Origin of the sequence: Massilia sp. YIM B02443 (assembly GCF_030411955.1) — a bacterium.
GTDB lineage: Bacteria > Pseudomonadota > Gammaproteobacteria > Burkholderiales > Burkholderiaceae_D > Telluria.
The window spans coordinates 16,620-29,406 of sequence record NZ_JASNRA010000003.1 but is presented as its reverse complement, the minus strand read 5'-3'; the positions used below and the strand labels follow the sequence as shown (position 1 = coordinate 29,406).

General features: G+C 63.2%; 16 protein-coding genes. 8 read left to right on the top strand and 8 right to left on the bottom strand.

The genetic code is table 11. The features are described 5' to 3' along the window. Positions 1-68: 68 nt before the first annotated feature. Positions 69-1,292 (bottom strand): pyridoxal phosphate-dependent aminotransferase, encoded by a 1,224-nt coding sequence (locus tag QPK27_RS04415; protein WP_290416998.1) that lies wholly within the window; start codon positions 1,290-1,292, stop codon positions 69-71. A gap of 189 nt (positions 1,293-1,481) precedes the next feature. Between QPK27_RS04415 and QPK27_RS04410 the strand changes: the two genes are divergently transcribed. From QPK27_RS04410 to QPK27_RS04385, 6 genes are all read left to right on the top strand, one after another. Then, positions 1,482-1,862 (top strand): Mth938-like domain-containing protein, encoded by a 381-nt coding sequence (locus QPK27_RS04410; RefSeq protein WP_290416997.1) that lies wholly within the window; start codon positions 1,482-1,484, stop codon positions 1,860-1,862. 198 nt (positions 1,863-2,060) lie between these two features. Then, positions 2,061-2,564 (top strand): peroxiredoxin, encoded by a 504-nt coding sequence (locus tag QPK27_RS04405; protein WP_290417236.1) that lies wholly within the window; start codon positions 2,061-2,063, stop codon positions 2,562-2,564. 286 nt (positions 2,565-2,850) lie between these two features. Next, complete coding sequence (locus QPK27_RS04400) at positions 2,851-4,647, top strand: PhoH family protein (protein ID WP_290416996.1); 1,797 nt, start codon at positions 2,851-2,853, stop codon at positions 4,645-4,647. A gap of 125 nt (positions 4,648-4,772) precedes the next feature. After that, entirely contained in the window at positions 4,773-5,552 is a 780-nt protein-coding gene (locus QPK27_RS04395; protein WP_290416995.1) for a hypothetical protein, read from the top strand. A gap of 264 nt (positions 5,553-5,816) precedes the next feature. Next, positions 5,817-6,710 carry an MBL fold metallo-hydrolase gene (locus QPK27_RS04390; protein ID WP_290416994.1) on the top strand — a complete coding sequence of 298 codons (894 nt, stop codon included), beginning with the start codon at positions 5,817-5,819 and terminating at the stop codon, positions 6,708-6,710. A 113-nt stretch (positions 6,711-6,823) separates the two neighbouring features. Then, on the top strand, positions 6,824-7,048 hold the full coding sequence (locus tag QPK27_RS04385; protein ID WP_290416993.1) for a hypothetical protein: 225 nt from the start codon (positions 6,824-6,826) through the stop codon (positions 7,046-7,048). 80 nt (positions 7,049-7,128) lie between these two features. On the opposite strand, the gene QPK27_RS04380 is transcribed toward QPK27_RS04385, so the two are convergent. From QPK27_RS04380 to rpsF, 7 genes are all read right to left on the bottom strand, one after another. Further along, entirely contained in the window at positions 7,129-8,139 is a 1,011-nt protein-coding gene (locus tag QPK27_RS04380; protein WP_290416992.1) for an inorganic phosphate transporter, read from the bottom strand. A gap of 21 nt (positions 8,140-8,160) precedes the next feature. Continuing rightward, positions 8,161-8,787: a DUF47 domain-containing protein gene (locus QPK27_RS04375; RefSeq protein ID WP_290416991.1), complete on the bottom strand. Its 627-nt coding sequence runs from the start codon at positions 8,785-8,787 to the stop codon at positions 8,161-8,163. Between the two features lie 90 nt (positions 8,788-8,877). After that, a complete protein-coding gene (locus QPK27_RS04370; RefSeq protein ID WP_374047010.1) occupies positions 8,878-10,275 on the bottom strand; it encodes a replicative DNA helicase in 1,398 nt (465 codons plus the stop codon). A gap of 99 nt (positions 10,276-10,374) precedes the next feature. Next, positions 10,375-10,827: a 50S ribosomal protein L9 gene (gene rplI / locus QPK27_RS04365; protein WP_290416989.1), complete on the bottom strand. Its 453-nt coding sequence runs from the start codon at positions 10,825-10,827 to the stop codon at positions 10,375-10,377. A 39-nt stretch (positions 10,828-10,866) separates the two neighbouring features. After that, the gene (gene rpsR, locus QPK27_RS04360) at positions 10,867-11,157 is read right to left on the bottom strand and encodes a 30S ribosomal protein S18 (RefSeq protein WP_036249492.1); all 291 of its coding nucleotides are present in this window, start codon (positions 11,155-11,157) and stop codon (positions 10,867-10,869) included. 31 nt (positions 11,158-11,188) lie between these two features. Continuing rightward, complete coding sequence (priB, locus tag QPK27_RS04355) at positions 11,189-11,485, bottom strand: primosomal replication protein N (RefSeq protein ID WP_290416988.1); 297 nt, start codon at positions 11,483-11,485, stop codon at positions 11,189-11,191. 51 nt (positions 11,486-11,536) lie between these two features. Next, complete coding sequence (rpsF, locus tag QPK27_RS04350) at positions 11,537-11,929, bottom strand: 30S ribosomal protein S6 (RefSeq protein ID WP_290416987.1); 393 nt, start codon at positions 11,927-11,929, stop codon at positions 11,537-11,539. A gap of 235 nt (positions 11,930-12,164) precedes the next feature. Here rpsF and QPK27_RS04345 point away from each other — a divergent pair, with 235 nt between their 5' ends. After that, positions 12,165-12,398, top strand: a complete 234-nt coding sequence (locus QPK27_RS04345) for a hypothetical protein (protein ID WP_290416986.1) — start codon at positions 12,165-12,167, stop codon at positions 12,396-12,398. Positions 12,399-12,442: 44 nt separating this feature from the next. Next, positions 12,443-12,664 (top strand): hypothetical protein, encoded by a 222-nt coding sequence (locus QPK27_RS04340; protein WP_290416985.1) that lies wholly within the window; start codon positions 12,443-12,445, stop codon positions 12,662-12,664. Positions 12,665-12,787: the final 123 nt, after the last annotated feature.

Genomic DNA, 12,787 nt, shown 5'->3' with positions numbered 1-12,787 from the left:
TGTTTCTCTATTGGTCCAGGCGCACAGGTCCGGCACAGGCTGCGGCTTTCAAAGCGCCGCAGCCGTGCTCAGGCATGACGCCGTCGGTAACCGTCGAGGAAGCGCGCGATGCGTCCGCAGGCGTCCGTTAAATCGTCGGAGTTGGGAAGGAAGACCAGCCGGAAGTGATCCGGGGCGATCCAGTTAAAGCCGGTGCCTTGCACCAGCAGCACTTTTTCCTCGGACAGCAGTTCGCAGATGAACTGCTGGTCGTCCGTGATCGGGTACATCTTCGGATCGAGGCGCGGGAACATGTACAGCGCGGCTTTTGGCTTCACGCAGCTCACGCCCGGAATATCGGTAAGCAGTTGGTGCGCGAGGTCGCGCTGTTTCAGGAGGCGCCCGCCCGGCTTGACCAGGTCGTCGATGCTCTGGTAGCCGCCGAGCGCGGTCTGGATCGCGAACTGGCCCGGCGCATTGGCGCACAGGCGCATCGAGGCCAGCATGTTCAGGCCTTCGATATAGCCTTTCGCATGGCGCTTCTCGCCCGACACCACCATCCAGCCGGCGCGGTAGCCGCACGAGCGGTAGTTCTTCGACAGGCCGTTCAGGGTCACGAACAGCACGTCGTCGGCCAGCGAGGCCAGGGAAACGTGTTCGGCGCCGTCGTACAAGGTCTTGTCGTAGATCTCGTCGGCGTAGATGATCAGGCCGTGCTGGCGCGCCAGCTCGATGATCTCGAGCAGCACCTCGCGCGAATACAACGCGCCGGTCGGGTTATTCGGGTTGATCACCACGATCGCGCGCGTGTTCGGCGTGATCTTCCTGCGCATGTCCTCGATGTCCGGCATCCAGCCGGCCCCCTCGTCGCAGATGTAGTGCACCGGCGCGCCGCCGGCCAGGCTCACGGCCGCGGTCCACAGCGGGTAGTCGGGCGCCGGCACCAGCACCTCGTCGCCGTTGTTGAGCAGGCCCTGCATCGCCATCACGATCAGCTCCGAGGCGCCGTTGCCGAGGTAGATGTCGTCGATGCCGACGTTGGCGATGCCCTTTTGCTGGGTGTAGTGCATCACCGCCTTGCGCGGCGCGAACATGCCCTTCGAATCGGTGTAGCCGGCCGCGTTGTGCATGTTGCGGATCATGTCGCTGACGATCTCGTCCGGCGCGTCGAAGCCGAACACGGCCAGGTTGCCGATATTCAGCTTGATGATCTTCTGGCCGTCGTCTTCCATCTGGCGCGCCTTGTCCAGGGCGGGTCCACGGATCTCGTAGCAGACGTCGTCGAGCTTGTTCGATTTGAGGATCGGTCGCAAAGTAACCCCTGGTGTGAGCGTGCACTGTTGCAGTGCGAAAAATACCATTCTGCCGAAAGGCTGCGGATTAGGCAACCTCGGGGCGAGCTGGGGGAATACGCGGCTGCGGGTACAATGGGCGTTTTGGTGGTGCGCCGCGGCAATCGCACGGTGCATCCTGTTTGCCCACTTGTTTGATCAGGCCAGACGATGAAGCTTCATTCCGACGATACGCAACAATACCAGACCGTGACCGGTTACCACGCTGGCGTGGTGGAGATCAATGCCCAGCCCTTCGACTACAGCCTCACCGTTCTGCCCGAAGTGCCGCCGCGGCCCTGGAACGTGACCCGTTTCGAGGACCTGACCGCCGCGCACTTCGAGCAGATCGCCGAGGACAAGCCGGACGTGGTCATCCTCGGCACCGGCGAGCGCCAGCGCTTCGTCCACCCGCGCCTGATCGCCAGCCTGTCGAACCTGCGCATCGGCGTCGAAAGCATGGACAGCCAGGCCGCCTGCCGCACCTATAACATCCTGATGGGCGAAGGGCGCAAGGTCACGCTGGCCCTGATCGTCGGCAGCGGCGCCTGAGGCGGGCCGGCACGGACTGATCCCAGGAGCTTGTGCGCATAAGGGCTCTTGAAATCTGGCAATTACGCTCAACTTTGCGACAAGATTGCCAATTTGCCCAGCCGGGACTGGCGGCGCGCGGCACAGGCGATTATCATCGCAATGCCGCTCCCTGCTTTTCGTGCCAGGGAGGACATCCCGAACCGCCAGGAGAATCCCGTGGCCGAGAGCCAAACCGCAACCGCCGTTCTTGCACCTGCACCCGCCGCCGACGCCAGCGTCGCGCCTTTCAGCGCCGCCATGACCGGCGGCCAGACCTTCGAACTGGCCGGGCGTCCGGCCAAGTACACCGTGCTGTACTTCTACCCCAAGGACAACACGCCCGGCTGCACCACCGAGAGCATCGCCTTTCGCGAAGCGTATCCGCAGTTCGAGGCGCTGGGCGCGGAGATCTATGGCCTGAGCCGCGATTCGCTGCGCTCGCACGAGAACTTCAAGTCCAAGCTGGGCCTGCCGTTCGAGCTGATCTCTGATCCGGAAGAAGCCGTGTGCGGCCAGTTCAATGTCATGAAGCTGAAAAATATGTATGGCAAACAAGTACGTGGCGTCGAGCGCAGTACGTTTGTCATTGACGCTCAAGGCCGATTGGTGAAAGAATGGCGTGGCGTGAAAGTCAACGATCACGTGACCGAAGTGCTGGAATTTCTGAAGAGCCAGCCCTGAAAAACGGATGGCTCCAGTTTGTTTAACTTGCTGGAACGCTATCGTTTATTTTGAGTCAAACCGCAACACATCAGCCTCACTCCATTCTGCTTGCCCGCCGGGCCCGCACGCGCATCAGCTTCCCCGCTTCTGCACCTGCCCAAGTCCGGCCGAGCCGCAACAGGATGTCCCTGCAAGTCCCCATCGTATCGTTCGAAGTACCCCCAAGTTGCATCGTTCCCGTCTGCAGCGCCCGCATGGCCCGCGCGCACACGGCCTTTCCTTATTTTTCTAGATTGAGAACCTGATGCCACTGCCCAAGCTACCTACTCAACCAGCCACCATGCTGCTGGTAAAAGATTACCCCAAGGCGGAACCCGGCAAGAGCCCGGTGCGCCCGGCCTCGGCCAAGACCGACGCCGACGTCGAAGACCTGATCAGCGGTCAGGCCGTCCCTACCCCTAAATCGCGTGCGCGCCGCAAGGCCCAGGACACCCTGGCCGCGGCCGAAGCGCCGGTGGCGGCTGCCAAGCCCGCCAAGGGCGCCGCACCTGCGCTGGTTTCCGCTGCCGCCCCTGTTCCAGCACCGGTCCAGGCCAAGCTGCGCGAAACCGATGCCGGCCAGCCGCATCCGGTCAAGCACAAGCCGGTCGAGGTCACCGTCAAGTCGTCCACCAGCCGCAAGGCCGACCGTTCCGGTTCGACCAAGGTGTTTGTGCTCGATACCAATGTGCTGATGCATGACCCGACCTCGCTGTTCCGCTTCGAGGAGCACGACGTCTACCTGCCGATGATGACGCTCGAAGAGCTGGACAACCACAAGAAGGGCATGAGCGAAGTCGCGCGCAATGCGCGCCAGGTCTCGCGCACGCTGGACGCCCTGATCGCCAACGTCGACGACGACGCGATCGAGTCCGGCATTCCGCTCTCCAAGCTCGGCAACAAGGACGCCAAGGGCCGCCTGTACTTCCAGACCCGCCTGAACGGCGCCGCCCTGCCCGAAGGCCTGCCGTCGGGCAAGGCCGACAACCAGATCCTGGGCGTGGTGCGCGCGCTGGAAGGCCAGATGAACGGCCGCGCCATCGTGCTGGTGTCGAAAGACATCAATATGCGCATCAAGGCGCGCGCGCTGGGCCTGCCGGCCGAGGATTACTTCAACGACCACGTGCTGGAAGACACCGACCTGCTGTACTCGGGCATCGTCCAACTGCCGAACGACTTCTGGGACACCCACGGCAAGGACGTCGAATCGTGGCAGGAAAACCGCAACGGCAATTCGTCGACCTACTACCGTGTCACCGGTCCGGTGATTCCGACCCTGCTGGTGAACCAGTTCGTATTCCTGGAACCGAAGGATGGCGAAGCGCCGCTCTACGCTCAGGTAAAACAGATCAACGGCAAGACCGCCGTGCTGCAGACGCTGCGCGACTATAGCCACAACAAGAACAATGTCTGGGGCATCACCGCGCGCAACCGCGAGCAGAACTTCGCCCTCAACCTGCTGATGAATCCGGAAGTCGACTTCATCACCCTGCTGGGCCAGGCCGGCACCGGCAAGACCCTGCTGGCGCTGGCCGCCGGCCTGGCGCAGGTGCTCGAGACCAAGCAGTACAACGAGATCATCGTCACCCGCGTCACGGTGCCGGTGGGCGAAGACATCGGCTTCCTGCCGGGCACCGAGGAAGAAAAGATGTCGCCATGGATGGGCGCGTTCGACGACAACCTGGAGGTGCTGATGAAGTCGGACGGCGACGCCGGCGACTGGGGCCGCGCCGCCACGCAAGACCTGATCCGCTCGCGCATCAAGATCAAGTCGCTCAACTTCATGCGCGGCCGTACCTTCGTCAACAAGTTCCTGATCATCGACGAGGCGCAGAACCTGACGCCGAAGCAGATGAAGACGCTGGTCACGCGCGCCGGTCCCGGCACCAAGATCCTGTGCCTGGGCAATATCGCCCAGATCGACACGCCCTATCTCACCGAAGGCTCGAGCGGCCTGACCTACGTGGTCGACCGCTTCAAGGGCTGGAGCCATGGCGGCCACGTGACGCTGGCGCGCGGCGAACGCTCGCGCCTGGCCGATCACGCCAGCGACGTGCTCTGAGTCCTGATCTGACCTCGCCCCGGACCGCCTGCGCCAGCGCAGGCATCCGCCGCAACGCCCGCCCTCTTCGGCGGGCGTTTTTTATGCGCCACGCATTCGTGGCGTAACGTTTTTGAAGCCGCCCGATGCCACTGATCCTCAAGCTCCTGCTCGTCCCCTCCCTGATCGCCCTCGTCACCCTGGCCGGCCGCCGCTGGGGCCCGGGCGTGGCCGGCTGGCTGTCGGCTTTCCCCATCGTCTCCGGCCCGATCCTGCTGGCGATCGCGCTGGAACAGGGCAGCGACTTCGCCGCCATTGCCGCAGCCAATACTTTTCTGGCCGTGCTGGCGGTGCTGGTGTTCAGCGTGGCCTATGCGCGAATGGCGGTGCGCGCCAATGTAGCGGCTTGCCTGGGCGTGGCGCTGCTGGCCTGGGCGCTGGCGGTGGCGGTGCTGCAGCGTGTATCGCTGCCACCGTGGGCCGGCTTCGTCGTTGTCGCGATCGCGCTGCTGCTGGCGCCGCGCCTGATCGGCCAGCCGCCGGCCCCCGGCGCCGCCAATGTGCGGCCGGCGCGCGACCTGCCGTGGCGCATGCTGGCCGGAGCAGTGCTGACCGTTGCCGTGACCCAGGCGGCCAGCGGCCTGGGGCCGACGCTGAGCGGGCTGTTCGCCATGTTCCCGGTGATGAGCACGGTGCTGGTCGGCTTTTCGCACCGCGCTTCCGGGCCCGGCTTCGCAGTCGCCCTGCTGCGCGGCATGGTGGGTGGCTACCATGCCTTCGCCGTGTTCTGCCTGGCGCTGGCCCTGCTACTGCCGGGCGGCGCCATCGGCCCCGCGTTCCTGGTGGCGACCGCCTGCGCGCTGGCGGTGCAGCTCGGCGTGCGCCGCATCACGGCGCGGCGTGGCGGGCGTTCGGTCCGGGTTTAGCATCGCCCACTCATCCGCAGCAGAACCGATGATTGTCCTCGCCGCCGAGTGCCCGACCGGTGCCTGGTTGGTGACGGCCGCGCAACGGCACGCCCGACCGCCTGAAGCCGTGGCCCCGGCGCCACATAGGCGCGCATTGCAACAAGCGAGCGCTGATCCCGCGCAAATCAGCTGCGCGCACGCTCCTCGATGCCACATGGACACAAACCCGCTATCATCGGGGTTGCTTAAAATAACCTGCGTCAGTCCTGGCCAGGAGTCACCATGAAATTCCGCTTCTGGGGCGTGCGCGGGTCGATCCCCTCGCCCGGCCCGCACACCGCGCGCTATGGCGGCAACACCACCTGCATCGAGGTGCGCCTCGATGACGGCACCCTGATCGTACTGGACGCCGGCACCGGCCTGTTCCCGCTGGCCCAGCAGCTGCTCAAGGACGGCGCCACGGTCGACGCCAATATCTTCATCACCCACAGCCACTGGGACCATATCCACGGCCTGCCCTTCTTCACGCCGCTGTTCGTCAAGGGCAGCCGGATCTGCCTGCACGGCGCCCACGACCAGGCCAGCGGGCGCGGCATCGAGCACGTGATGGCGGTGCAGCTGCAGAACAGCTATTTCCCAGTCGGCGAGGCGCAGATGGCGGCCAGCATCGCATACCGCACGCTGGAAATCGGCGTGCCGCTCGCGCTCGGCCAGGCCAGCGTCTCGAACGTGATGACCAACCACCCGGTGCTGAACCTGGGCTACCGCATCGATTGCAATGGCCGCTCGCTGTTCTTTACGGGCGACCACGAGCCGTGGAACAACCCGCACCCGCCAGGCGACCCGCACCACGCCGCCGCCGAGGCCCGGTTGCGCGAACGGGAGCAGGCGATGGACGCGCTGATGGCCGGCGTCGACGCCCTGATCATGGATTGCTCGTACACGCGCGACGAATATCCGGCGCGCGCCGGATGGGGCCACGGCACCTTCGACGCGGCAGTCGCCACTGCGCTGCGGGTCGGCGCGCGCGCCCTGTACTGCACCCACCACGAGCCGACGCGCAGTGACGACGCACTGGAAGCCGCCTTCGCCGACGTGCTGGCGCGCCACGCCGGACGGCTCGGCGACTTGCAGGTGCATCTGGCCTACGAAGGTCTGGAAGTGACGCTGGACTGACGACGCCGATGGCGCCAACCTGATACATCGAACAGGTGCATTTCCACCGATCGCGCGCCTAGAATGACGGTGCCGGCCCATTGCCCGGCCCAACTTTTCTGCAGGAGCACGATTTGAACAAGCTTGTCCCGCTGTTTGCCGTTACCGCCATCCTGCTGTCCGGCTGCGCCGCCAGCAGCGGCAACAACACCGCCGGCGCCGATCCGGCCGCCGACCGCACGCTGCCCACCGGCACCTATCTCAAGCGCCGGCCCGGCAAGCCGCAGGATGCCGAGGCGGTCGACAAGACGCAGCTCGAGAACATGCAGCGCGCCGGCGCCGGCACCATCAACATCTGAAGCCGGTGCGCAGGCAGGCATAAAAAAACGGAGCCCGCGGGCTCCGTTCTTCGTTGCCGGCCGTCGCGGCCGACTTGCTCTTACATGATGTGGGTACCGATCCACCACGCGATCGCCGCCATGAAGGCCGACGCCGGGATGGTGAAGATCCAGGCCCACACGATATTGCCCGCCACGCCCCAGCGCACCGCCGACGCTTTCTGCGCCGCGCCCACGCCGACGATGGCGCCGGTGATGGTGTGGGTGGTCGAGACCGGGATGCCGAAGGCGCTCGACATCAGCAGCGTCACGGCGCCGCCCGATTCGGCGCAGAAGCCGCCGACCGGTTTGAGCTTGGTGATCTTCTGGCCCATGGTCTTGACGATGCGCCAGCCGCCGAACAGCGTACCGAAGGCAATCGCCGCATAGCACGAGATGATGACCCAGGCCGGTGGATGGGTGTCGGCGGCGTTGGTGTAGCCGGCCGCGATCAGCAGCATCCAGATGATGCCCATGGTCTTTTGCGCGTCGTTACCGCCGTGGCCCAGCGAATAAGCTGCGGCCGAGGCCAGCTGCAGACGGCGGAACCAGGTATCGACCTTGCGCGGCGTCGACTTCACGAACAACCAGGAGACAATCAGCATGATGATCGACCCCAGCACGAAACCGAGCAGCGGCGCGACCACGATGAAGGCCACGGTCTTGATCAGGCCGCCGGAAATCAGCGAGCCGGTGCCGGCCTTGGCCACTGCCGCGCCGACCAGGCCGCCGATCAGGGCGTGCGAGGACGAGGACGGGATGCCGTAGTACCAGGTGATGATGTTCCAGGCGATGGCCCCGACCAGGGCGCCGAAGATCACGTAATGGTCGACCACGTGCGGGTCGATGGTGCCCTTGCCGATGGTCTGCGCCACCTTCATGTTGACCACGAAGATCGCGATGAAGTTGAAGAAGGCGGCCATCGCGACCGCGGTCTGCGGTTTCAGGACGCCGGTGGAGACCACGGTGGCGATCGAGTTCGCCGAATCGTGGAAGCCGTTCATGAAGTCGAACACCAGTGCCAGCAGCACCAGCAGGCCCAGCACGTAGATGCTGATGTGGAGAGTTTCCATAATTTTCTGCCCGCGAGACGCTTACGCGTTTTCGACGATGATGCCTTCGATGATGTTGGCGACGTCTTCGCAGCGGTCGGTCACGGTTTCCAGGATCTCGTAGATCGCCTTCATCTTGATCAGGTTGCGCACGTCCGGTTCGTCACGGAACAGCTTGGACATGGCGGCGCGCATCACGTGGTCGGCGTCCGACTCGAAGCGGTCGATCTCTTCGCAGATGGCGACGATCTTCGGCGCGTTGTCCATGTCGTGCAGCATGCCGACCGCTTCCTGCACCTTCAGGCAGCACGACAGGCACAGCTCGGCCAGGCGCTTGGCTTCCGGCGTCACGGCGTGCAGGTCGTACAGCGACACGGTCTGGGCCGCGTCTTCCATCATGTCCAGGATGTCGTCCATGCGCGTGATCAGCTTGTGGATGTCATCGCGGTCGAGCGGGGTGATGAAGGTCTTGTGCAGCAGGTCCACCGTGGTGTAGGTGATCTTGTCGGCCTGCTTTTCGATGCTTTCGACCGCGTGGGTGCGGTTTTCCAGGTCATCGAAATTGGTCATCAGGCCGACCATTTCGTGCGCCCCCTTCACGCACAGCGCGGCGTGCTGGTTGAACAGGTCAAAGAACTTGCCCTCGGTGGGCATGAAGCGTCCAAACATTGTTTTTCTCCGTGACTTTCGTCATTACTCTCTGGGACTTGCCGCCGCCCGGGAAAAAGCGGCGGCAATTGGTGACGGCCGCTGACCGGCTTAATCGCCCTGGTAGATGGCGAGGTTGCCGCTGTAGTTGCCGAACTTGGTGTACTGCCCGATCCAGGTCAGGCGCACCGCGCCGATCGGACCGTTACGCTGTTTGCCGATGATGATCTCGGCGGTGCCCTTGTCGGGCGAATCCGGGTTGTAGACTTCGTCGCGATACAGGAAGATGATCACGTCCGCATCCTGCTCGATAGCGCCGGATTCGCGCAGGTCGGACATCACGGGACGTTTGTTGGGGCGTTGTTCCAGCGAGCGGTTCAGCTGCGACAGCGCGATCACCGGGCAATGCAATTCCTTGGCCAGGCCCTTGAGCGAACGCGAGATCTCCGAGATCTCGGAGGCGCGGTTGTCGCCCGGCTGGCTGCCCTGCATCAGCTGCAGGTAGTCGACGATGATCAGGCCCAGCTTGCCGCACTGGCGCGCCAGGCGGCGCGCACGGGCGCGCATCTCGATCGGGTTCAATGCCGGGGTTTCATCGATATACAGCTGGGCGTCGTTCATTTTCTGGATCGCGTGCGTCAGGCGCGGCCAGTCTTCGTCGAGCAGGCGGCCGGTACGCAGGCGGTGCTGGTCGAGCTGGCCGACCGAGCCGAGCATACGCATGGCCAGCTGGGTGCCGCCCATCTCCATCGAGAACACGGCGACCGGCAGGCCGGCCTCGATCGCGACGTTTTCGCCGATGTTCACCGAGAATGCGGTCTTGCCCATCGACGGACGACCGGCCACGATCACCAGGTCGCCCGGCTGCAGGCCGGAGGTCATGCGGTCCAGGTCCAGGAAGCCGGTCGGCACGCCCGTGATCTCGCCCTGGTTTTCGCGGCTATAGAGTTCGTCGATGCGCTCGACCACTTGCGTCAGCAGCGGCTGGATCGGGTTCCAGCCCTGGGCGCCGCGCGCGCCCTGCTCGGCGATGGCGAAGATCTTCGACTCCGCCTCGTCCAGCATCTGCTTGACTTCCTTGCCCTGCGGATTGAAGGCATTGCCGGAAATCTCGTCGGCGACGGTAATGAGTTTGCGCAGGATGCCGCGGTCGCGCACGATCTCGGCGTAGCGCCGGATGTTGGCGGCGGACGGCGTGTTCTGCGCCATCGCGTTCAGGTACTGCAGGCCGCCGACCTCCTCGGCCTTGCCGAGCTGGTTGCAGGCCTCGTAGACCGTAATGACGTCGGCCGGTTTGCCGGCGTTGATCAGGCGGATCATCTGTTCGAAGATGATGCGGTGATCGTAACGGTAGAAGTCGTCCGCGTGCATGAAATCGGCGATCCGGTCCCATGCCGCGTTATCGCGCAGCAGGCCGCCGATGACGGACTGTTCTGCTTCGATGGAGTGCGGGGGGATGCGGAGCGATTCGAGCTGCGGATCGGCGGGTGCTGCGTTCATGGGCGGCATTATACCTTCTCCTGTCACACGGCTGTCATAATTGGAGAGTTTCAAAAGCAAAAAAGCCGGGCGAACCCGGCTTTTCTGAACTACTGGAACAACATTCGCTTAGGCAGCTTCGCCCACGACAGCGATGGTGATCTCGCTCACGACGTCGGTGTGCAGCGCCACCGAGATCGGGAATTCGCCGGTGGTCTTCAGCGGACCGGTCGGCAGGCGCACGGCCGACTTCTCGACCGGGAAGCCTTGCTTGCTCAGCGCTTCGGCGATGTCGAAGTTGGTGACCGAACCGAACAGACGGCCGTCAACGCCGGCTTTCTGCGCGATGGTGACGGTCATGCCGCTCAGCTTGTCGCCCTGGGCTTGTGCAGCTGCCAGCTTCTCGGCGGCTGCCTTTTCCAGTTCGGCGCGCTTGGCTTCGAACTCGGCGACGGCCGACGCGGTGGCGCGACGGGCCATCTTTTGCGGGATCAGGAAGTTACGTGCGTAACCGTCCTTGACTTTGACGACGTCGCCCAGGTTGCCGACGTTGATGACTTTTTCCAACAGAATAACTTGCATGTTCTTATCTCCAGGATATCTGACTGTCGCGACCGACGATTAAGCGTTGTGCAGGTCGGTGTACGGCAGCAGCGCCAGGTAACGGGCGCGCTTGATGGCGGTGTCGACCTGACGCTGGTAGTGCGCCTTGGTGCCGGTCAGACGTGCTGGCATGATCTTGCCGTTTTCCTGGACGAAGTCCTTCAGGGTGTCGACGTCCTTGTAGTCCACCTGCTCAACGCCGGCGGCGGTGAAGCGGCAGAACTTCTTGCGCTTGAACAGCGGGTTCTGCTGCTTGCGCTTGAGTTTTTCTTTAGCTTTGTTTTTGTCGAACTTTTTACCGAATGCCATTTCGAGGCTCCTGTATATCTAAAATTGCCGATTACGCGGCACTGAAATCAATGATGTGAAACACCAGGGCTTTGCTGTTGCGGTTCTTCCGTGCGAGGAATCCGGTGAAGCGGTAGCTGGCGCCGAGTTCGGCGCTCCCGAACCTGCCCGAAATTTCGCCCGCGGCAAACGCGGGGACTTCGAACTCGACCAGCCTGTCGATCCCGGCTTCTTCCTGGTGCGAACTGTGCATCAGGACAGCGGAAACGATCGGCACGCCGGCCGGGGTGTAGCGCAACACGTCGCGCTCGGCGATGGTCGCCACGAGCTGGAGATGATTCTGTTCCAACTGTTACCCGGTTCTACTGCTTACGGCTTACTACGAATTCCTGGGAAAAACTCAGGCAGCGGCGGCCGGGGCAGCTGCAGGAGCGGCTGCTTCTGCGCGGTGGCTCTTGGCTGCGTCTTCGCGCTGGACCGACTTCATCATCGGCGACGGTGCGGTTTCAGCTTTCTTCATCTTGACGGTCAGATGACGCAGGACGGCGTCATTGAACTTGAATGCGGTTTCCAGCTCGACCAAGGTCTCGTTGTCGCACTCGATGTTCATGCAGATGTAGTGTGCCTTCGGCAGCTTCTGGATCTGGTAAGCCATCTGGCGACGGCCCCAGTCTTCCACGCGATGGATGTTACCGCCGCGGGTGGTGACCGTGGTCTTGTAACGCTCGATCATCGCCGGAACTTGCTCGCTCTGGTCCGGGTGGACGATAAAAACGATTTCATAATGACGCATGCATTACTCCTTGAGGACGTTTAAACAAATGCCCACCTCGGCGTCAAGACGAGTGTGGGAAGGGAAAGCCCTCGAGTATAACCGCTGCTCACTCGTTATGCAACTGGCAGTCCTGCAGCTTTCCTGCCGGGCGAACCGGCATATGATTTGTCCGCTAGCTACTTCGTTACTTTAGAACAACGCAGGCTTTCGATGTTTCTTTGTTTCGTTAACGACTCTTCCCGAGGACCCATCAATGAAACTCAAGTTCGCTCTCGTCGCCGTCGCTGCCGTCCTTGCCACTGCCGCCACCGTGGCCAATGCGCTTCCGAAATACGCCATCACGTTCATCTTCTACTCCGACCTGGCCCACACTGCCGTGGTCGGCGAAGGCCACCGCGACTGCCGCAACAACTGGACCATATTCTGGGGTGAAAAAACCCAGTATCCCGAGACCAAGTACGAGTATGAATGCCCTGTCGGGGATTAACAGCCGCTGACTTCCACTTCGCTCACCACATCGAGGACAACGCCATGAAACGCCAACTCGCAGCCCTTGCCGTCGTCGCCACCCTGTTCGGCGCCCCCGTCAGCGTCACTGCAGGACCACCACAAGGATTCACTATCCTCTACTATTCTGACGCCACCTTCACCACGGTGGTTGGCCACGCTTTCTATACCTGCAAGGGTCTCTGGTTCAAATACGGCACCGAGACTTCGTTCAGCGACACGGTCGACGTCTACGACTGCTATTGAGCCCGGGGCTGCCAGCCATCGGCTGACTGCCGTAGCACCCGGACGGGGCATTCTTCGATCTTTTGCGAAGAAAAGCACTGTCTGGGTATTTTTAAGGCTTTTTTTTCGAATATCCCTTGCGCG